Genomic DNA, 22,211 nt, shown 5'->3' with positions numbered 1-22,211 from the left:
GCAACCAAATCAAGTTACCAAGTCGTATCATAAGCAGAAGCAAAAACCACAGGTTCTCTCTGGCTTTACCCCTTTAATCTCAAAATCACTTAATTACCCAATCGTTTATGTGGCAGTTTATTAAATATGTTTTCGCAACCATCGTCGGTTTATTTCTTTTCTCGTTACTGGGCTTCTTTTTGTTTATCGGTTTAGCAGCGGCGCTCGGCTCATCGGAAGAAAAAACCAACGTTGAGAAAAACTCCGTTCTTAAATTAAATTTAAACAATTCCATTCAGGAAGTTTCCATCGACAACCCTTTTGCGGAGCTCACGGGCGGGCAGGGCGATGTCATTGGCCTGCTTGATATTAAATCTGCCTTGGCCAATGCCAAACTCGACCCCAACATCGAGGGCGTTTACTTGGACGTTCAATACCCGATGGTTGGCTGGGCCTCGGCCGAAGAAATTCGCGATGCAATCATTGATTTCAAGAAATCTAAGAAATTTGTGTACGCCTACGGGGAGGTAATGACCGAGAAAGCCTATTACTTGGCATCTGTTGCCGACAAAATATACCTCAACCCCGCCGGAGGAATGGAATGGAACGGACTCAGTGCCGAATATGATTTCTACAAAGGAACCCTTGACAAACTTGAGATAAAGCCGTTGGTGTTTCGGGTAGGTGAATATAAAAGTGCTGTGGAGCCTTTCTTCCGCGAAAACATGAGCGACGCCAGTAAGTTGCAGAATCAGGTTTTGATTAACGTCATTTTTAATCATGCCGTTGAAAATATTGCAAAATCACGGGGCATTTCTGCCGCCCAGCTCAAAAACTTGGCCGATTCTTTATCCATAGATGCTCCTCAAGATGCCCTCAAGTATAAGCTCATCACCCACGTAGGTTATTATGACGAAGTAGAAGCTTCATTGAAAAATGAACTCAAACTGAAGGAGGACGATAAAATCAAATTTGTTGGCCTTGGCAAATACATCAAAGCCGATAAGCTCATTAAAGACGGGCCATCTGACCGCAGAATTGCGGTCATTATCGGAGAAGGCGCCATCATGTCAGGCAAAAGCACCGACGGAAATATTGGCTCTGAAACCATCATGGAAGAACTTCGCAAAGCACGCAAAGACAAAAAAGTAAAAGCGGTGGTCCTCAGAATCAACTCTCCAGGTGGCAGCGCCCTGGCTTCTGATGTTATGTGGCGCGAAGTGCAACTGACCCGCAAGGAAAAACCCGTGATTGCTTCCATGTCAGACGTAGCAGCCTCTGGGGGCTACTACATGGCAATGGGCTGCGATAAAATTGTAGCTCAACCCAACACGATTACTGGCTCTATCGGTGTGTTCAGCGTGCTGTTCAACTTTGAAGATACCTTCCGCAACAAATTGGGTATTACCTTCGACCGCGTCAACACCAACGCCCACGCCGATTGGCCTTCGGTAACCCGCGACATGACTCCTTTTGAGAACAACCGTCTGCAAAAGAGTACCGAAAACATTTACGCCATTTTTACGCGCAAAGCCGCCGAAGGTCGCAAAATGCCCCTTGCCAAACTTCAAGCCTTGGCTTCTGGTCGGGTTTGGTCGGGTAAGGAAGCCAAAGAAAATGGGTTGATTGACGAATTTGGTGGATTGGACAAAGCCATTCAGGTAGCCGCTAAAGCCGCTAAATTGAAGGAAGGTGACTATCGTATCAAATACCCTGCGGAGAAAAATATGGTAGAGCAGTTCATCAATAAACTCACTGGTAACGCCGAAGAGCAATTGATGCAACAAAAATTAGGTGATTTTGCGCCTTACCTCAAAGTCTTGAAGAAACTACAACAAATGCAAGGAACGCAAGCCCGCCTACCGTATGATATAGTAATCAAATAATCACGCACCGGCTATCACAAAAAAATCCCCCGATTCAGTCTGTCGGGGGATTTTTTTGTGGCCAAAAATAAAAAAGTCCCGCATGAACGGGACTTTGTGGAGCGAAAGACGGGGTTCGAACCCGCGACCTCGACCTTGGCAAGGTCGCGCTCTACCAGCTGAGCTACTTTCGCGTTTTGGTGTTATTGGCAGGCGTATGCCTCAAACGGGTTGCAAACATATTAAACCCAATCTTTTTTTCCAAATATTTAGTCAAAAAAGGTGGAACAAATTCAAAAGTTGTGGAGCAACTTGGATTAAGAATACAACGGAGTGAGTCGCTTTCCGTCTGGTTCGTTACCTGACAGTCCACTCTTTGATGCAGGCCGTTGCCGTTCTGCAAAAACTCGACCTCAACCAACAAATTCCAACTTTTTCCTTTATCGGATATAATCCGAACAAACCGCCAAAGAATCAAAGTTTGTCATTACCCAAGTGAAGGGCCTGCAACACAAAGCCCTTTTAAAATACATTCACGACCGTTGCATTCCAACAACTATACTAATGAAGACATCCGATTTACTCTTTCAAAATTTACTTTTATTGCCCATTCTCTCAGTTGACTCGACCTATCTTCAGGGACAGGGCTTTCTCATAAAACGGTAAAGAGCGGATAATTAGCCATCTTTGAATGATGATTAGCAATACTATTTATCGCATAAGTATGTGGTCAAAAATAATTTGTTCTATTCCCACCCCGTCGCTACGCGACACCCCTCCCAAGAGGGGATTTACGCTCTAATCCCCTCTTGGGAGGGGTGCCCCAACGGGGCGGGGTGGGTCTATTGAATGTATAAAATAATAAAAACTATTTACGATTCAGTACTTAGCTTAAATTACTTACCTAAAAACGCACCGCCAAGGCGCGCATTTCTTCACTTCAAAAGCAACCTTTTCTCACCTATTTGCATCTGCCTCTAAAAACCTTACAGCCACTCTGATGCACTCTCGTCCCGAACGCCGCCACTACCTTGATTGGATACGGGTATTGGCTTTTTTTTTGCTGATTTTTTTTCACTGCGCCATGCCTTTTGTCACTTTCAACTGGGAAGTGAAAAATGCGGAGACCTCTGTCGCGCTAACGCGATTGATTTATTGGCTACATCAATGGCGCCTACCACTGCTGTTTTTTATTTCAGGGGTAGGGATTCACTTTTCCCTAAAAAAACGGTCAGTAGGGATGTTTGCCCTTGAACGAGTAGTACGTTTATTCATTCCTTTGCTGTTTGCCATGTTTTTCATGATTCCCGCGCAGGTGTACATCGAGCGATTGCAGCGGGGGCAGTTTACGGGCAGCTATGCCGCGTTTTATCCCAGCGTTTGGGAGTTTGTACCCTACCCCGACGGAACCCTCACGTGGAGTCATTTATGGTTTGTCGTCTATTTGTTTGTGTTTTGCCTTTTGCTTCTGCCTGTTTTTGCCTTTTTTAAATTAAAAGCAATCAATGCTTTGAAGGAAGAAATAACGAATCGGCTCACGCATCCTTTGGCCGTAGGCGCGTTGGTGATTCCTTTCACGCTGTATTATTTTACCCTGTACCTCGACTATCCCGAGCAGCAGAGCCTACTCGACGATTGGTTTTTGTTTGTGTCTTCGCTTACGTTCGTGGTGTATGGGTATCTTTTGGGAGGAAGCAACGCCTTTTGGCAAACCTGTGAACGTTTCCGTTTTTATTATCTAAGTACGGCGCTCGTCTGCATTGGCATCCTGTTTTACAAGTATTGGTGGACTTTGAGCTTACCCAAAGTAAATGACAGCCGACTGTATATCTACGGGATTCTCAATTCCGTCCACATCTGGACGTTGATTCTGGCAGCAATAGGATTTGCGAAGCACCACCTGAATTTTTCTACACCATTTTTAAAATATACCAATCAGGCCGTGTACCCCTATTACATTCTCCACCAAACGGTGATTGTTGTAGCTGGGTATTTTGTAGTGCAGTGGCCCCTGCCCATTGTTGTTAAACTCACGCTTTTGATTTGCCTTTGCTTTTCAATTGTAGCCGTGCTTTATCATTGGCTGATAAAACCGTTTCTTCTCACCCGAATTTTGTTTGGTTTAAAACCCAAAAAAAGCCTATTTAAAGAAGAATCGGTGGCTAGTTAGAGGTAATAATAAATCCTGAGAAAAGCCATGTCGTGCAGAAAATCAAGCTTATCAATTTCGATTCGAATGATTTTTAGTCCGGTGCGGTCACGCAAATCAGCCATTAATTCTTCACGACGTGCGGCGGAGGTAAGCGAAATTTTGTCGTACATAATTTCCTTGCTGTATTCCCTCGGAAAAACAAAATCACCGTCAAAAAGAAAGGTCAAAAACAGCATCACCGTGGTAAGGATGGCCGTAATTCCGACAGAATTAGCCGAAAGGCCATGAATAAGTCCCAACGCAATGGACAGAAAAAGATAGGTCATATTTCGCATGGTTATACCTTCCGTTCGATAACGTAGCATCGAAAATACCGCAAACAGCCCAAAAGCGGCACCCATCGAAACCTCCACCTTATTAATCAGGTAGGTTACGGAGAAGATTATGAGATTAAAAGCAAAAAAAGAGAAAATAAACTCGCGGTTTCGATAAATGGGATAGTAAATCAGCCACAGCAAAATCGCCATGCTAAACACATCAAGGCCAATTTGAAAAATGAGTTCATGAAGTAAAACATTGGACATATTCTTAACGTTGTTTCAGCTTTTCAACACTTATTAAATTGGTTAATTCTCGTAAGAATCGGTTTGATGGCATTTGCCTTCAATGTAGGCTCTACGCTGGCAAGCCCCAAGCAGTATTTACTTATGCCTCCCTCCCGAATCTCTTTTTCTTTCATCAGGTTCTTGAACAAGCTGACGCTCCCTTTTTCCTGTTGGACGTCCGCAATGACTAGGTTAGGATACGCCACCGATTTTGAACGCCACCGAAACCACACGTTCAAATCAAACGTCACTCTTTCACTTGTTTCTGGATTGACCAGCATCGTGCGGTGGTAATAAACCCATACGGCAGGCTCTAAACTTGACACATCGATTGGTATATTTTGGAGCAGCAACTGTCTTCCATTTCCTGAAATATCTTCCGACAAATCGTCGAGCCGTATACGTTGTATCCGAGTAAAACTTTTATTGTTTCGGGATTTCAGTTCAAAATACTGCTCATTGGTTTCAACTTGTCGACAACTGCGGATTTTGTAGCGGTTCAACTTTCCTGCCAAATGTTGGTAATAAAAAAGGCGCTCTGGGGTATCGAAATAAAGCGTATCGTACTGAAAAAGCCTTTTTCCTTCAAAATGCATCAATTGATAATGCGGCCGAATTTTCTGGATTATCTCTTCCAAATGCGTTTTATCAAAAAGGTACCTAGCGTCTATCCGGTCAATGAACTGGATAGACGCTTTTTTGTCCATTGCAATTCCCCGCAAATCATTGAGTAGAGGTAGGTTCATTTGGCACAGCTCTATGGTTACAAACAAAAAAGGGTACGACAAAAATCGTACCCTTTTCACCTATAAGTATATTTTCAGAGAAAAATATATTCTAAAGCGGCCTAAAATGCATTGAAAGAACTATTTTCAAGCAAAACCAAACTTTAGTTTATGACTTCTTCCTCTTTTTTTCTAACCGTAATCACGAGGGTTTCAGCGCCATCTTCGTGGTCAGCCAAAAGCGTATCGCCTTCGCGCAAATCTCCTTTGAGAATTTCTTCCGCTACGGGATCTTCGAGGTATTTTTGAATAGCGCGGTTGAGCGGACGGGCACCGTACTGTTGGTCGTAGCCTTTTTCTGATAAGAAATCTTTGGCTTTTTCCGTCAGTTCTACCTGATATCCAAGGTTGGTTACGCGATTAAACAATTTACCCAGTGAAATATCAATGATGCGATGGATGTCTTCACGTTGCAACGAGTTAAACACAATCACGTCGTCCAAACGGTTGAGGAATTCAGGCGAGAATGCTTTACGCAATGCACTCTGAATGGTGCTCTTCATTTGGTCATCTGGATTTTCAGATTTTGACTTGGTGGCAAAACCAATGCCCGAACCAAAATCCTTCAGGTCACGTACTCCAATGTTGGAGGTCATGATGATGATGGTGTTACGGAAGTCAACCCGCCGTCCTAGACCATCGGTCAAAATACCGTCGTCCAGCACTTGAAGCAAGATATTGAAGACATCGGGGTGGGCTTTTTCGATTTCGTCCAAAAGCACCACACTGTACGGCTTACGACGGATTTTTTCGGTCAGCTGTCCGCCTTCTTCATAACCCACGTAGCCCGGAGGCGCTCCAATCAGGCGCGACACGCTGAATTTCTCCATGTATTCGCTCATGTCGATGCGAACGAGCGCATCTTCCTTATCAAACAGGTAGGTAGCCAATACCTTCGCCAATTCCGTTTTTCCTACACCCGTTGGACCAAGGAAGATAAACGAACCGATTGGTTTTTTAGGGTCTTTCAATCCTACCCGCGTCCGTTGGATGGCTTTGGTCAGTTTTTCAATCGGCGTATTTTGACCAATCACACGGTTTTTGAGTTCATCACCCATACCGAGCAATTTCTGGCCTTCGTTTTGCGCCACCCGATTCACAGGAATACCCGTCATCATGGCCACTACTTCAGCTACGTTATCGTCCGTAACGGTATAGCGGCGTTTTTTGGTTTCCTCTTCCCACGCAATTTTGGCGCGGTCAAGTTGGTCTAACAATTTCTTCTCACGGTCGCGAAGTTGAGCGGCTTCCTCGTATTTCTGGCTTTTCACCACGAGGTTTTTCTGCTTCTTCACTTCCTCAATCTGTTGTTCCAACACCACAATATCTTCGGGAACGGTGATATTGCTGATGTGTACGCGGGCACCCACTTCGTCCATTACGTCGATGGCTTTGTCGGGCAAGAAGCGGTCGGTAATGTATCTTTCCGACAGTTTCACGGCCTGTGCAATGGCTTCGTCCGTATAGTTTACGTGGTGGTGGTCTTCGTACTTATCTTTGATGTTGTTCAAAATCTCAATGGTCTCTTCCACGCTTGGAGCATCGACCATTACAATCTGAAAACGACGAGCCAAGGCACCATCTTTTTCGATGTACTGACGATATTCGTCGAGCGTAGTGGCTCCAATGCATTGGATGTCGCCCCGGGCTAATGCAGGCTTGAACATATTGGAGGCATCTAGCGAACCAGAAGCGCCACCCGCGCCCACGATGGTGTGCAACTCATCAATGAACAGAATCACCTCTGGCGATTTTTCTAGTTCATTCATGACCGCTTTCATGCGCTCTTCAAACTGCCCGCGATACTTGGTTCCTGCCACAAGTGAGGCCAGATCCAGCGTCACAACGCGCTTGCCGAACAAAACACGCGAAACTTTCTTTTGTACAATTCTTAACGCTAGGCCTTCCGCGATGGCCGTCTTACCAACGCCCGGCTCACCGATGAGTACGGGATTGTTTTTCTTACGGCGGCTCAGTACCTGCGCTACACGTTCAATTTCTTTTTCACGGCCAACAATAGGGTCTAATTTGCCCAATTCTGCCATTTTGGTTAGGTCTCTACCGAAGTTGTCTAATACAGGCGTGCGAGATTTTTCGGTATTTTTGGGGTCTTTGCCTTGCTGAGCACCGCCTCCGAACATACTCCGTTCGTCGTCGTCGTCAGTTTCGGGCCCCGCATGGGGTTTGGTGCCTGATGATTGATACTCTAACATTTCCTTAACGATTTCATAGTTTACATTGAACTTGGCTAAAATCTGCGAGGCCAGGTTGTCGGGGTCACGCAGAATGGACAGTAGCAGGTGCTCCGTACCTATAAGTGGGCTTTTAAAAATTTTTGCTTCTAAGTAGGTGATTTTCAACACCTTTTCAGACTGCCGGGTCAACGGAATATTGGCCAGATTTTTCACGTTGTTGGTTGCCGTCCCTTTCGTAACCTGCTCGATGGTTACGCGAAGTTCGTCCAAAGAAACCCCAAGTTTCTTCAATAAAGCCAACGCTACTCCTTCTCCTTCTCTTATCATTCCCAGAATAAGATGCTCGGTGCCGATATAATCATGACCCAAACGCAAGGCTTCTTCACGGCTGAGTGAAATGACTTCTTTTACGCGGTTTGAAAATTTTGCTTCCATTTAATTATGGTTTCTTCACGGTTGGAATGGAGGAGTATAGCTAGCTTATGTATAAACTTCTTAACGAATAAACCTCCTACTTCGTTCAATTTACGAAAACTGACCGCTTTAAGATGTTTGTGGCCTCCGCTCCCTGACACATCAGCAAGTCAATCACACTCAAATTCGGAACAAATTCTCGCCCGAAGTTTTGTTGATAAACAACGGGAACGTATAAATTGTTGTGCCCGTAGGCCTTTTTGGGATGCACCAACGAAAGTGCGTCAAATTGGCCATTTTCTACCGTGGGTTGGTACGTTTCGGTCAGACGTATTGTCGGCTTTAGTCTCAACAGCCGCAGACAGATTGTCAGCAGTTCCCAATTCAAGTCAAACAGAAAAGTGGGTTTTCTCTGAAAAACACTTTCAAAATCTGTACCAAAATACTCAAAATAAGGGGCTTTGGCGTAAGCGGCTACGATAGCCCCCCAATGTCGTTTTACCCAAGGCTGCGAATAATCAATTTTTACTTCTTTAATGGGCATTTTGGGTTCCGAATGAACTACCGGAACAATCAACGTATCTACGCCGTTGGCGGTCAGAATGTGGCAGCGGTTCCGATAGGTTTGTTTTAGGAAATGCTCCTGCGCTTCAATCTCAAACTCCCCATATTTTAACAAACAAGCAAAGTACTCCAATGAGGGGAAGTACTGTAATTCTATTCTGGCCGACAATTTGGTTTATAAATAAGTGATTATGTAAATAAAGTAATTTGAATGATAATATCAAAAAAATGATAAAAAAATTTTGCAAAACCTTCTTTGCCGATACCAAAAATGAGGAAAGTACAAATTTTAATAAAATTAAAAATGCCGTTTTTGCCTTTTACGGTAAAGAAAGATGGGCGCTTACTCGTACAACTGATTCACATCAGCATCGGCCAATTCGATGAAGAATTGCCCTAATTTTTGGGTCAAATCGGTATAAAAAAGCGCGCCTTTCTCGGCGGTGGCCTCTTTGGGATTCCCGACGCCCGTATCTTCCGTTACCTGACTCCATTTACGCTCGGCCCAGGCCCAGCCTTCGCGCATGGCGCTGATGTTTGTTTTTTTGGCGCGCCCTTCGCCCGCTTCTTCCAACGGGAGTACTAGTTCAGGATACAGGTGCAGCAGTAGGCTGGTTTCGGTTTCGTCGGCGTGGTCGCCGGGGTTTGCAAAATACGCCGACCCGTCCAAGGCTTTGAACCAAAAACAAGTGCTTATCCATAGTTCAGGAAATTGCGTCCCTACTTCCCGCACCATCTGTTTGAAATCGTTGCCACCGTGGCTGTTGAAAATCAGCAGTTTTTTTATGCCACTTCGGGCCACTACTTCGGCCAAATCCCGCAATATGGCCATTTGCGTACTTGGGTAGAGGTTCATGCACAGCCTAATGTCGGCTTGGCCCGTATTAACGCCAAACGGAATCGTTGGCAACACCAGTACTTTACGACCCGCCTCCCACGCCAAACGCGCCGCTTCAGCGGCCAGCGCGTCGGCTTCGTAGTTGTCGGTGGCATAGGGCAAGTGATAGTTGTGGGCTTCGGTAGCGCCCCAAGGCAAAACGGCCGCGTCGTAGTCGGTCATTTTTACCGCTTTCCAGTGGGTTTCGGCAAGAAGGTAAGGTCGAGACATCGTTCTATTTGTTGATTATAGGACTAAGAAGTAAAACACATCGGTTGATTTACTAATTTTGCGCGCTAAAATTCTTTTTTTAAAAGATTTCCTTGACCAACGGTCCCCTCGTTGTATTTTGGCAATCGTAAATCATCGCATCAAATGTGGTTTTTGGGCTGGTTGGGGCGTTTGCCTCTGGCGTTTTTATATAAATTATCCGACGTTTTTTACGTGCTGATTTATTACGTAGTCGGTTATCGCAAAAAACTTGTAACACAACATTTAACGGAGTCGTTTCCCGAAAAAACACCCAAGGAGATTCAAGAAATTAGGAAGCAGTTTTATCAATTGCTGGCCGACTTATTCGTTGAAACGCTCAAACTGCCGTATTTAAGTCCCGAAGAGATTCAGGAGCGAGTGCAGATTGAGAACTTTGAGTTAATCAAAAACTACGTAGACCAAGGGCAGTCTTTTTTGTCTTTCAGCGCTCATATTGCCAACTGGGAATGGGTGCCAGGAGCGTTGACTACGCGCGGCATTCCGGTAGATGTGGTGTACAAAACCCTGACCAACAAACAATCCGACGAGTTTATGATAAAAGTGCGCTCTTCGTTTGGGGTGTACCCTATTCCGATGCAACGTTTGATGCGTGAAATCGTGGCTCGCCGAAAAATCATTCGTACCACGGGCCTCGTGGCCGACCAATCGCCCCACGAACCCGAACATGCCCATTGGCTCCCGTTTTTAAACCGAGAGACGGGTTTCTTTCCGGGCACCGAAAAAATAGCCCGTACCACCAAAATGCCCGTCGTATTTGGCGAAATGTACCGCAAAAGTCGGGGGTATTATATCGTTTTGTTCCACTCCGTAGCCGAGCCGCCGTACGACGATTTGCCCGAAGGCGCCATTACCAATTCCTACAAAAACCTGTTGGAAGCCGCTATCCAACGCCATCCAGCCGAGTGGTTGTGGTCGCACAACCGTTGGAAGCACAAAAAAGAGAAGTTTGTAAAACCGTAGAGACCTCAAATTTTACATTCTTACAATTCGTCCAAACACAGTCTTTTGACGGCGGCTTGGGCAATTTCTCGCAGGTGCGGCAGCACCGCATTGGTATCATCGGCCCGCCAAATGAGGTACAACTGCGTGACGGTGGGCAACTTTAAAAACCGAACTCCCAACGACGATGCGCCTTCGCGATACGAAATCGGCAATACCGACAGCCCGAGTTTTTTTTCGACCAGCCGCAAAATAGTCGCGCCATAGTTGGAATGATACACCACTTTGGGACGGAAGCCTTTTTCTTCAAAGATGCCGTGTAATATTTTTCCATAATTGATGTCAACATCGATTTTCGGCAAAATAAACTCCTCCGTTCGGCATTGACTAATGTCTTCAAAATTGGAATCATTGAGCGGCGAATCGCTCGGCACAACCAACGCAAAATGTTCTTCAAACAACAAATCTGTCGAAAAACGAGGGTCGACGGTAATCTCCCGCGTAAAACCAACGTCGATGTCGTAATTTTTCAATGCCTCCATCAGTTCCAATTCGGCAATTTCGGTCAATTGCACGTTGACATCTGGAAAACGCTCGTGCATCATGGCCAGAACTTCGGGCAAAATCGAATACAACGCCGAGCCAGGGTGCCCCATCCGAATCTTACCCACAGCCCCGCTGTGAATACGACGCGTTTGCTCGGTGATGTAAGTAAGCTGATGTTGGAGACGGCTGATTTCGTCCCGAAAATAACTCCCCGCAGCGGTCAGTTTTACATTTCGCTTGTCCCGTTCAAAAAGCAAAACGCCCAACTCTTCCTCCAATTGCTGAATTTGCCGGCTCAAAGCAGGCTGTACGATAAACAATTTTTCGGCCGCCCGCGAAAAGTGCAACTCTTCCGCAACGCCCAGAAAATAGGTAAGTTGACGAATATCCATGTTGAACAGAAGATTAGGTAGACGCTAGGATTTTTGCGATTAGTTTTGGACACTTATACAAATTAAGCATAAATCAGTAAAAAAATAGCATTTCTGATTATTAAACAGCTTTTGTTACTTTGTTCATCGTACTCATTTTCCAATACGATTTTTAGTTGTCTTTTATGACTCCAAAACCTCTCCGCGCTTGCGGGGAGGTTTGTCGTCGGCAAGCAGAAACCCATCTAATACAATAATATGATTCAAATTGCCCATTACAGCGAAGCACATCAACCGTCCATCATTGACTTGATTTTAGGAATTCAGCAAAACGAGTTCAACATTCCCATCACTTTGGCCGACCAGCCCGATTTACTGACCATTCCGTCGTTTTATTGCCAGAACAAAGGGGCATTTTGGGTGGCCTTAAACGAGGGACAGGTGGTCGGAACCATTGCGCTGATTGACATCGGCGACCAAATGGGCGCGATTCGTAAGATGTTTGTTCACCAAGATTTTCGGGGAAAAGAACTGGGTATTGCTACCCTGCTTTTGAATGCCATGCTTGAGCATTGTCGTCAGCACGGCCTGACCGCCATTTATTTAGGAACCCTGCCCCGACTTCAGGCGGCCATGCGTTTTTACGAAAAAAACGGCTTTGTACAATTGCCAAAATCAACGCTGCCTCCCCAGTTTCCCGCCATGACGCTTGACACCGTGTTTTACGAATACAAAATCGCTGGATAAAATGAACGCAATAACCACCGAATTCACCATTCGCCCGGCTCAGGGGTCGGATGCTCCTGCCCTGCGCGATTTGATGGAAAAGACCTTCGTTGATACCTACGCGAGCTATAACACGCCTGCCAACATGCAGTTGTATATAGCGACGCGGTTTGGGTTAACCCAAGTTCAGCTTGAATTGCAGGACGAAAATGTACACTATTTGATTGTTGAAAAGCAGCGCGAGTTGATTGGTTTTGCCAAGCTCGTTCAAAATCACTCGGCCGAAGGCTTAGAAAACAAAAAAGCGCTGGAAATTGAGCGGATTTACTTAGATAAGGCTTACCACGGCCAACAATTAGGCGTCCAACTCATGCAGGCCTGCCTAGAATGGGCCAAAGAAAGTGCCGCAAAGGTGGTTTGGCTCGGCGTTTGGGAACACAACCCCAAAGCCATTCGGTTCTACGAAAAAATGGGTTTCGAGCGCTTTGGTGCGCATACTTTTACGCTCGGCACCGAAGTTCAGAATGATTTTTTGATGAAGAAAGAATTATAGATATGGGCTGCGGGCGGTTTTAAGAAACCTCCCGCAACCACATCGCCCAATATTACCCCATCGGAAATTCTGAATCAAAATAGCCCGCAAAACGCCACAATTCCTGAATTTCTTCGCGACGAACCGGGTAAGGTGCATAGCGCTCGTTGAGCGACTTAAGCACCAGTACCCCTTTGTCTTCCAAGTAGTTAAATACTTTTTTTAGCACCACCCCTTCATCTTTGGTCACCACGAGGCAAATGGTACCGTTTTTGACGCCGTCCCATTGGTCAATGTACTCTCCAAACACCACCGAACCTTCGCGCAGGGGCGGCATAGAATCTCCTTCGTAGGGAAATGCCCGGTACTTCCGGTCACGCGATAGGAAAGGCACCTGAAACGCCGGCAGGCGGTTGATGTAGTCAATATCGCCGTAGCCTTCGGCATAGCCCCCCATGGCTCGAACGGGCACAAACTCGATATTTTCGCGGTTTTGAGGGTCAACGGTGGTTACCAACACCCGAAGGTCGCCGTTGGTTGACACGGGGCGCGTATCGTTACGTAAATCCTTGCGCAAAAAACCGTCGATAGGAATGGCGAAAAACGTAGCCAGACGAATCAAATCTTCAAAACTCGGCTCCGCTCTGCCCAATTCATACGCTGCCAAGGTAGATTTTTTTATCCCTAACTCATCGGCCAAGCGCTGTTGAGATACCTTTCCGTCCAGTTTACTTCGCAGATAAGAAAGATTTTGAGCAAAATTATTCACTTTTTCTTGCATATTATTTACATTACGAGTAATATTTGCAACCAAAATACACATTTTTTAACCAAAAGGCAAATAAAACAACCATTTATTGCTTTATATACCAATACAACATCCCTAACTGATTGTTACTCATGAACTTTTATTTTCCTACCGTTTTCATCCCTTTGGTCAGCGCTACCGTTTCGGCTGGTTTTCCTTCCCCAGCCGATGATTACACCGAGCTTTCTCTGGACCTCAACGCGCACCTCATTGAGCGCCCTTACAGCACTTTCTGCATTCGCGTGCGCGGCAATTCGATGGAAGGAGCACGCGTATACGATGGCGACATCTTGCTGGTAGACCGCTCCCTCAGCGCCCAAAACGGAAGCATTATCATTGGGATATTGGACGGCGAATTTACGGTCAAACGCTTACGTATGGAACAAGGACAAACTTTTTTATTGCCTGAGCATCCTTCCTACGACCCCGTTGCCATTACCGAGGCCAATGACTTTAAGGTTTGGGGAGTCGTTACGTACATCATCCACAAAACCCAAAAGCAATAGTATGTACGCACTCGTCGATTGCAATAATTTCTACGCTTCCTGTGAACGGATTTTTCAACCTAAACTGAAAAAAAAGCCCATCGTGGTTTTGTCTAACAACGACGGCTGCATCATCGCTCGTTCTGACGAGGCCAAGGCGTTAAATATCCCAATGGGTGTACCGCTATACCAAATCGAATCATTGATTAAACAACACGATGTCAAAGTCTTTTCGTCCAATTACGCACTTTATGGCGACCTTTCCAACCGCGTCATGCAAAGCCTTCATGCACTCGTACCGCAATTGGAGGTGTATTCCATCGACGAGGCTTTTTTGGATTTACGCCAAATGCCGTACCATGATTTATACGCGTTTGGTCAGGAGATTAGGCAAACGATTTGGCAGTGGACGGGCATCCCCGTTTCGCTGGGCATTGCTCCCACCAAAACGTTGGCCAAGGCCGCCAATCGCTACGTGAAAGCGCACGCAAAAGAAACGGGGGTTTTTGTTATTGAAGACAATTTTACGGCCGACATCGCCCTCGCCGCAACGCCCGTTGAGGATATTTGGGGGGTGGGCCGCCGGTACGGCCGTTTTTTGGCGGGTCACCAAATCCAAACCGCTTTTGACCTCGTTCAAATGCCCGATTCATGGATTCAAAAACACCTCAAAATTGTGGGTTTACGAATGGTACGAGAATTAAGGGGTGAAATTTGCTACGGTTTAGAACTTGAGCCTCATCCCAAAAAAGGCATCTGTGTTTCGCGCTCTTTTTCAAATACCCTCACCGACTTATCCTTGATTGAGGAAGCCGTCGCGACCTTTGCCGCGCGGTGCGGCGAGAAGCTGCGTAAGCAAAAAAGTTGTGCCAATCTGTTGCACTTGTTTTTGTTTACCAACCCACACCGCGAGAACGACCCGCAGTATTTTGGCTCCAAAGTACTTCATTTTTCCGCCGCCACGCACAGCGGTTTTGACTTGGTAACGATGGCACTGAAAGCCCTAAAACTCATTTTCAAAGAAGGATACCGGTACAAAAAAGCAGGGGTAATGGTGAGCGGGCTTGTGCCTGAAAACAACACCCAAACCGTACTTTTTGACATCAATGAACCCAAACGACTCAAAGACCACCGCGTTTTTCAAACGGTAGATGCCCTCAATCGCAAGTTGGGTCGCGATACCATCCGCATTGCCACGCAGGGAAAAGGTTGGACCACCCACCAGACCCAACGCTCCCCCTGCTACACTACGCGATGGGAGGATTTACTGGTTATTGACGAACGAATTGATTTTCGAGGAAAACACCTGCGTGGGCTATATTGATTCAGTTGTGAGTAATAAAGCCTTGAATCCAAACCTTTTTCGATAAGTATTTTTCTTAAGTACAAAGAGCCAATTTTAATTTATACACAAACAATAAATATGACATTTAAGTATATTTTTTAAACATAAAAAACTACCTATCAGCGACTTAACTTATTTATTATACCAAAAAATAGTACATTTTATACCAAAAAAAACTATCTTTGTCTACAGTCTATGAGAAATTAAAAGGTTAAAATGACTTTGCCCGATCAACCTTCCATTTACACCGTAATTGATTTTTTCCTAAAACAATTAACGATTTCCAAGGATGCAGTAGCAATACAGTATCAAAATCAACAACTTACCTATCGTGAGCTTGCCGAAAAGGTATTTACGCTTTCTTCCAAGATAGCCCACATTCCAGAAAAAACCATTGTTGTAAGTGCATCCCGCTCCATCGACATGATTGTTCATGTGTTGGCAGCGCTACACGCTGGCAAAGCATACCTGCCGCTCGATGCGTCCTATCCACTCGAACGATTAAAACAAATCCTAAAAGAGGCCGACGTACGAACTGGATTATACTCAACCGAAGAAGAAATCATTTTTAATCAAAAGCTTAATATCATTAATCTATTAAGCGCCGAAGAAATAGAACCTCAATACCCCTCTCCCGCTGCGACAGTTACGTATGTTCTTTATACTTCTGGCTCCACGGGCGTTCCTAAAGGCGTAAGTATGGGCAATGAGGCCCTAATCAACCTCATTCAGTGGCAAAACAACAACAGCCGTTGTGGTGAGGGCACCAAAACACTGCAATTTTCACCGTTGGGTTTTGATGTTTCGTTTCAGGAAATATTTGCCACGCTCAGCACGGGTGGCACCTTGGTTTTAATTGATGATGACCAGCGTTTAAACCCGTTGGGCTTGCTGGAATTTATTACAGCACAACGCATCAACCGCATCTTTCTGCCGTTTGTGGCCCTGCAATTATTGGCAGAAACGGCCGTGAGCAACCAGTACTTTCCATCTTCTCTACAGGAGGTGATGACGGCTGGCGAACAACTCAAAATAACGCCGCAGCTGCGCGCTTTTTTCTCGGCCCTGCCCAACTGCCAACTTTTTAATCAATACGGACCCACGGAATGCCACGTCGTAACCCAGCTCGCGCTCGATGGCCCGCCAGATTCATGGCCGGAGTTGCCTTCCATCGGAACACCCATCGACCGTGTTTCCATCTTTATAATTGATGAACAACTCAAGCCCGTAGCCGACGGAAAAGAAGGCGAATTGTGCATCGGCGGGGTTTGTGTAGCCGAGGGCTACTTGAACCAACCGAAGCTAACCGACGAAAAATTTCAACAATGGCAACCTCCTCAAGGTAGCCCGCAACGAATATACCGAACGGGTGACGTGGCCCGCAAATTACCCGACGGCAACTTCGAATTTTTGGGCCGCAAAGATGACCAAGTCAAAATACGGGGTTATCGCATCGAACTCGGCGAAATAGAAGCCGCGCTCGCTAAACTACCCAATGTAACGCAGGCGGTAGTGACCGTCAACAAAGACATTCCGGGCCAAAACCGCCTAATTGCCTACCTCACCTCCGACAAAGAGGAGCAAGAATTGCAACTCCGAAACCGGCTTTCCGACCTCCTGCCCGATTACATGATTCCGTCGGGGTTTGTGATTGTCAGTGAATTTAAGCGAACGCCCAACGGCAAGGTAGACCGAAAATCTCTTCCCAAACCCTCGCTCCAACGCCCTGCCTTGCAAGTGCCTTACCGGAAGCCCACCACGCTGATTGAGCAGCAAACCGTTGCGCTTTGGGAAGAGCTTTTGCTGCTGGAACACCTCGGTGCCGACGATTCGTTTTTTGAACTCGGCGGCAATTCATTGTTGGCCCAAAAAACCGTTGTGCTTTTACAACAACGACACGGCTATCAGTTGCCCATCACCAAATTATACCAGTTTCCTACGCCGTCAGGTATTTCTATTTTTCTGGCAGGAAATGAAAAAAAATTCGAGTTGCCTGCTGCTCCAATTTCCAATACCAAACAAAAAGACGTGGCTATCATCGGGATGGCCTGCCGTTTTCCGGGCGCCAATACCATTGATGAATTTTGGAATATTTTGGTCAACGGCCAAGAAACCGTTCGTTTTTTTACGCCCCAAGCACTCGACAAAAACATCCCAGATACCCTCAAACGGGACCCATCATACGTACCCGTCCGGGGAATCATCGACGGCATCAAAGAGTTTGATGCCGATTTTTTTGGAATCTCCCCCCGAATGGCCGAGATGATGGACCCTCAGCAGCGTATTTTCCTCGAAATCGCCTATGAAGTCTTGGAAAACACTGGTTATCTTTTGAACAATCGGAACCAATCCGTGGGGGTGTTTGCTGGCTGCGGCAACAATACGTACTATTTGAACAATGTGTTTCCCAACAAAAATAAACTGGAAACCATCGGTCAATTCCAAGTCAATACGGTATCCGAAAAAGATTATATCGCCACCCGAACCGCCTATCAACTCAACCTGCAAGGCCCCGCCGTGGGCGTATTCTCAGCTTGCTCTACTTCGCTTTTGGCCGTGGCCGAAGCGACGGAAAGTATCCGAAACGGAAAATGCCGCGTTGCCATAGCAGGGGGAGCAAGCATCACCGCCCCCGTAGAAAGTGGGCATTTGTACCAAGAAGGGGCCATGTTTAGCCAAGATGGGCACACCCGAAGCTTCGATGCCCAGGCCACTGGCACCGTTTTCAGCGACGGCGCGGGGGCGGTTTTGCTCAAATCGCTCGACGAAGCCGAGCGCGACGGTGATTTTATTTACGCGGTCATCAAAGGAACGGGGGTCAACAACGACGGGGGTGAAAAAGGAAGTTTTACCGCTCCCAGCGCCCACGGACAAGCCACCGCCATTGCGCTGGCACTCCGTGATGCCGCCGTCAATCCCGCCACCATCAGCTACATAGAAGCCCACGGAACCGCCACGCCCATCGGCGACCCGATTGAAATAGAAGGACTTAAAATGGCGTTTGGGCCGCAGGAGCACAATCATTTTTGCGCCATCGGCTCCGTCAAATCCAACATTGGACACCTCACCCACGCGGCTGGCGTGGCGGGGTTAATCAAAACGGCTCTATCCATGCAACACGGGGTATTGCCTGCTTCCATCAACTACCAAACCCCAAACCCCGCCCTCGGACTAGAAACGGGGCCTTTTTACGTCAATGACCGATTGAACGAATGGAAAGGAGAGAAAAAACGGGCGGGTATCAGTTCGTTTGGGGTAGGCGGTACCAACGTGCACGTTGTGGTAGAAAGTTACCCTGCGCCAGTGCCCGTTCCACAACCTGCCGGAAACGACTGGCAATTGATTACGTGGTCGGCACATTCGGAGCAAAGCGCCACCGAATACGGGCAAAAATTGGCTACTTACCTAAATAATCACCCCGCGCTTTCGCTTGCTTCGGTGGGTGCCACCCTCCGAGCAACCCGCAAAGAATACCTTTTCAAACGGTTTGTGATGGCAAAAGATACCGCTGGTTTGCAGGCGGCGGTGCAACAACCTGCTCCGCCAACACACGCGGCAGCGGTTATCGACTCGTCGGAAGTAATGTTTGTTTTTCCTGGGCAGGGCACGCACTATCCGTTTATGGGGCGGGAGCTATACCTCCGTTTTCCCGTGTTTAGTAAAGCGTTGGAAGCCTGCCGCACCATTTTAATGGCCCAAACGGGATGCGATATTTTAGAAGTACTTTATCCAGATAAAGAAAAACCTAGCTCAGAAACCGTCGATAATACCCTGTACGCCCAACCTGCTTTGTTCTCGGTTTCGTACGCGCTGGCTACGCTCTGGATGAGTCTGGGAATCAAGCCTCAGGCGTTTATTGGCCATAGTTTAGGCGAATTTGTGGCCGCGCACCTAGCGGGCGTGTTTAGTCTTGAAGATGCCTTAAAGCTAGTGGCTACGCGGGCAACCATGGTGAGCGCACTGCCCCAAGGCGCAATGCTTGCCGTCAGAATTCCAGCAGACCGGGTGGCCGATTTGTTGGAAGAGGGCATCTCTCACGCGTTGGTCAATTCCCCGAATAACCATGTATTTTCTGGCACTCCCGAAAAAATAAGTCGCTTGACTGAAAAGGTGGCTACCCTTGGATTTGCCCACGCACCCGTCAACACTACCCATGCGTTTCATTCTGCCGCGATGGAGCCTGTGGTGGCACCGTTCCAACGCGTTGTGGCTTCCATTACGCTAAACCCGCCGAGAATTCCTATCATTTCGAGCGTTACGAGCACCTACTTAAAAGATAGCGAAGCCACGTCGCCGTCGTATTGGGCCAACCACCTACGGGCTACGGTGCATTTTTCTGAGGCCATCGCTTTTGCCGCCCAAGAATCCAATCCCATCTTTTTGGAAACAGGGCCGGGAGGTGTACTTTCTTCTTACATCAAACAGCAGAACAAGCGTTGGGTGGCGTTGGAAAGCATTACCTCGGCAAGTCCTGAAACCAAACAGCTTTTACAATCGTTGGGGAAACTGTGGCAATTGGGCCTAAAACCGAATTGGAACGGGATAAACGAGGCATCATTGCCCAAGATTCCCGCCTTGCCCACGTATGCATTCCAACGGAAAAGGCTATGGTTGGAACCGATTATAACCGAACAACCCATAAATTCATTCGTTATCAATTCTCCCGAAATCACTCCCATTATCGACAATACCCCTATGCCCGTGAACAGAAGCGCGCTATTATCCGAAAAAATAAGGCAAATTCTGGAAAATGCGTTAGGGATTGAACTTGGCGACACCGACGAAAAACGCTCCTTTATTGACTTAGGAGTTGACTCTCTGCTGTTGACCCAATTGTCGCTTACGCTCAAAAAAGAGTTTTCCATTCCAGTCAGTTTTCGTCAACTAAGCGAAGAGTACGACAGCATTCCCGCGTTGGTGGCTTACCTTGACCAGCAGTTGCCCGCCGAAAAATTTGCCCCCGCCCCAATCCACACCCCTGCGCCCGCTGCCACACGGCCAGTGCTCCCTCAGGTGGTGACCAATACAGGTCCGTTGACGGCGTTGGACCAAATTGCCCAACAATTACAGGTACTTACGCAACAAGTGCAGCTATTGCAAGGTAACGGAAGCACCCCGCAAGCGGCTCCGTCCGTTCCAACAGTGGCTCCAACCCCGAAGCCCCTTAGCATCAGTCCCGACGAAGCCGCCGAGCTGAAAAAACCCTTTGGAGCAACGGCCCGGATTGAACGCCAAAAGACGACACTGAACAACACCCAAAAGAATTTTATCCGGGCGTTTACCACCGATTACAACCAAAAAACGGCCAAAAGTAAAGAGTACACGCAAAAACACCGCGCCTCTATGGCCGACCCGCGGGTGGTCACTGGTTTTAAACCCGTCATCAAAGAAATTGTATATCCCATCGTGGTGAGCAGTTCAAAAGGAAGCAGGGTAAAAGACATTGACGGCAACGAATACATCGACGCGCTCAACGGTTTTGGCTCCAATATGTTGGGCTACCAACCCGAGTTCTTGACCCAGGCCATTAAGGAGCAGATGGACAAAGGCTACGAGATTGGCCCGCAGCACGAACTGTCGGGGCCTGTGTGTGACCTCATTTGCGAATTTACGGGTTTTGACCGGGCGGCACTTTGCAACACTGGCTCAGAAGCCGTACTGGGTGCAATGCGCATTGCCCGAACCGTAACGGGGCGTTCGTTAATCGTCGCTTTTACGGGTTCATACCACGGCATCAACGACGAAGTGATTGTACGCGGAACCAAAAGCGGGAAAAACTTCCCCGCCGCCCCGGGCATCATGCCCGAAGCGGTACAAAATATGCTCATTCTCGACTACGGCACCGACGAAAGTCTACGGATTATCAGCGAGCGAGCCGACGAACTAGCGGCGGTGTTGGTAGAGCCCGTCCAGAGCCGACGCCCAGAATTTCAACCCGTTGATTTCCTCAAAAAAGTCCGACAGATAACCGCCAAGTCGGGCAGTGTTCTGATTTTTGATGAAGTAATTACGGGATTCCGAGCGCATCCGGGTGGTGCGCAGGCCCTTTTTGGCATTCAAGCTGACTTGGGCACCTACGGAAAAGTGATTGGCGGGGGCTTGCCGATTGGAGCCATTGCGGGCAAAAAAGATTTCATGGATGCCCTCGATGGCGGATTCTGGCAGTACGGCGACGAATCCATCCCCGAAGCCGGCGTTACTTATTTTGCGGGTACGTTTGTGAGGCATCCACTGGCCCTTGCGGCCGCCAAGGCGTCTTTGGAATACATGAAAGAAAAAGGGGTCGCCTTGCAAAGCGAACTCACCGAAAAAACCGTATATCTGGTACAGGCACTAAATGACATTTGTCAAAGGCACCACATCCCACTCTACGGCGTCCATTTCGGTTCGTTATGGAAACTAAAACTGAAAGAGGAATACCCGTATAATGAACTTGTTTTTGCCTTGATGCGCTCCAAAGGCATTCATATTTGGGAAAATTTCCCCTGTTTTCTTACCGAAGCGCACACCAAAGCTGATATTGACCAAATAATAGCCCAATTTGAACAAAGCGTTCAGGAATTGATTGATGCCGAACTGATTCCTGTCCCGAAAAAGAAAAAAGAAGTCGCCCGTCGTATGGACGACAACCAACCGCCCGTCGTGGGTGCCCAACTTGGGCTGGATTCAGAAGGAAATCCCGCTTGGTTTATTACAGATGCTCAACGTCCCGGAAAATATTTAAAGATAGAACCATGAAGAAAATGATTT

15 protein-coding genes and 1 tRNA gene are annotated in these 22,211 nt (G+C 47.1%); 8 read left to right on the top strand and 8 right to left on the bottom strand.

The features are described from left to right. Positions 1-107: 107 nt before the first annotated feature. Positions 108-1,865: a signal peptide peptidase SppA gene (sppA, locus tag DVG78_RS00890; RefSeq protein WP_114459189.1), complete on the top strand. Its 1,758-nt coding sequence runs from the start codon at positions 108-110 to the stop codon at positions 1,863-1,865. A 97-nt stretch (positions 1,866-1,962) separates the two neighbouring features. On the opposite strand, the gene DVG78_RS00885 is transcribed toward sppA, so the two are convergent. After that, positions 1,963-2,038 (bottom strand) — tRNA-Gly (locus tag DVG78_RS00885). Between the two features lie 806 nt (positions 2,039-2,844). Between DVG78_RS00885 and DVG78_RS00875 the strand changes: the two genes are divergently transcribed. Further along, positions 2,845-4,014 (top strand): acyltransferase family protein, encoded by a 1,170-nt coding sequence (locus DVG78_RS00875; RefSeq protein ID WP_114459187.1) that lies wholly within the window; start codon positions 2,845-2,847, stop codon positions 4,012-4,014. On the opposite strand, the gene DVG78_RS00870 is transcribed toward DVG78_RS00875, so the two are convergent. The 5 genes from DVG78_RS00870 to DVG78_RS00850 form a co-directional block, all read right to left on the bottom strand. Beyond that, the gene (locus DVG78_RS00870; protein ID WP_114459186.1) at positions 4,011-4,580 is read right to left on the bottom strand and encodes a DUF4956 domain-containing protein; all 570 of its coding nucleotides are present in this window, start codon (positions 4,578-4,580) and stop codon (positions 4,011-4,013) included. The genes DVG78_RS00875 and DVG78_RS00870 overlap by 4 nt on opposite strands. Before the next feature lie 23 nt (positions 4,581-4,603). Next, positions 4,604-5,347, bottom strand: a complete 744-nt coding sequence (locus DVG78_RS00865) for a VTC domain-containing protein (protein WP_114459185.1) — start codon at positions 5,345-5,347, stop codon at positions 4,604-4,606. 143 nt (positions 5,348-5,490) lie between these two features. Continuing rightward, positions 5,491-8,016: an ATP-dependent Clp protease ATP-binding subunit gene (locus DVG78_RS00860; protein ID WP_114459184.1), complete on the bottom strand. Its 2,526-nt coding sequence runs from the start codon at positions 8,014-8,016 to the stop codon at positions 5,491-5,493. A gap of 85 nt (positions 8,017-8,101) precedes the next feature. Then, complete coding sequence (locus tag DVG78_RS00855) at positions 8,102-8,728, bottom strand: WbqC family protein (protein ID WP_114459183.1); 627 nt, start codon at positions 8,726-8,728, stop codon at positions 8,102-8,104. Positions 8,729-8,902: 174 nt separating this feature from the next. Continuing rightward, the gene (locus DVG78_RS00850; protein WP_114459182.1) at positions 8,903-9,667 is read right to left on the bottom strand and encodes a creatininase family protein; all 765 of its coding nucleotides are present in this window, start codon (positions 9,665-9,667) and stop codon (positions 8,903-8,905) included. Positions 9,668-9,811: 144 nt separating this feature from the next. On the opposite strand from DVG78_RS00850, the gene DVG78_RS00845 reads away from it, so the two are divergent. After that, a complete protein-coding gene (locus tag DVG78_RS00845; protein ID WP_114459181.1) occupies positions 9,812-10,669 on the top strand; it encodes a lysophospholipid acyltransferase family protein in 858 nt (285 codons plus the stop codon). A gap of 20 nt (positions 10,670-10,689) precedes the next feature. Here the strand turns inward: DVG78_RS00845 and DVG78_RS00840 are convergent, their stop codons facing one another. Next, positions 10,690-11,586, bottom strand: coding sequence for a LysR family transcriptional regulator (locus DVG78_RS00840; protein ID WP_114459180.1), 897 nt, complete (start codon positions 11,584-11,586; stop codon positions 10,690-10,692). Positions 11,587-11,823: 237 nt separating this feature from the next. Between DVG78_RS00840 and DVG78_RS00835 the strand changes: the two genes are divergently transcribed. Both DVG78_RS00835 and DVG78_RS00830 read left to right on the top strand, forming a co-directional pair. Then, on the top strand, positions 11,824-12,312 hold the full coding sequence (locus tag DVG78_RS00835) for a GNAT family N-acetyltransferase (protein WP_114459179.1): 489 nt from the start codon (positions 11,824-11,826) through the stop codon (positions 12,310-12,312). 1 nt (position 12,313) lies between these two features. Then, positions 12,314-12,844, top strand: a complete 531-nt coding sequence (locus DVG78_RS00830) for a GNAT family N-acetyltransferase (protein ID WP_114459178.1) — start codon at positions 12,314-12,316, stop codon at positions 12,842-12,844. Between the two features lie 52 nt (positions 12,845-12,896). On the opposite strand, the gene DVG78_RS00825 is transcribed toward DVG78_RS00830, so the two are convergent. After that, the gene (locus tag DVG78_RS00825; protein WP_158549939.1) at positions 12,897-13,604 is read right to left on the bottom strand and encodes an XRE family transcriptional regulator; all 708 of its coding nucleotides are present in this window, start codon (positions 13,602-13,604) and stop codon (positions 12,897-12,899) included. A gap of 119 nt (positions 13,605-13,723) precedes the next feature. Between DVG78_RS00825 and DVG78_RS00820 the strand changes: the two genes are divergently transcribed. From DVG78_RS00820 to DVG78_RS00810, 3 genes are all read left to right on the top strand, one after another. Further along, positions 13,724-14,137, top strand: a complete 414-nt coding sequence (locus DVG78_RS00820) for a LexA family protein (RefSeq protein WP_114459176.1) — start codon at positions 13,724-13,726, stop codon at positions 14,135-14,137. Between the two features lies 1 nt (position 14,138). Beyond that, positions 14,139-15,440: a Y-family DNA polymerase gene (locus tag DVG78_RS00815; RefSeq protein WP_114459175.1), complete on the top strand. Its 1,302-nt coding sequence runs from the start codon at positions 14,139-14,141 to the stop codon at positions 15,438-15,440. Positions 15,441-15,677: 237 nt separating this feature from the next. After that, positions 15,678-22,199, top strand: coding sequence for a polyketide synthase (locus DVG78_RS00810; protein ID WP_114459174.1), 6,522 nt, complete (start codon positions 15,678-15,680; stop codon positions 22,197-22,199). The last annotated feature ends 12 nt before the right edge of the window (positions 22,200-22,211 follow it).

This window comes from Runella aurantiaca (assembly GCF_003339505.1).
In the GTDB taxonomy this organism is placed as follows: domain Bacteria; phylum Bacteroidota; class Bacteroidia; order Cytophagales; family Spirosomataceae; genus Runella; species Runella aurantiaca.
Note: the sequence above shows the minus strand (reverse complement) of the source record. Positions and strands in the feature narration are given on the sequence as shown.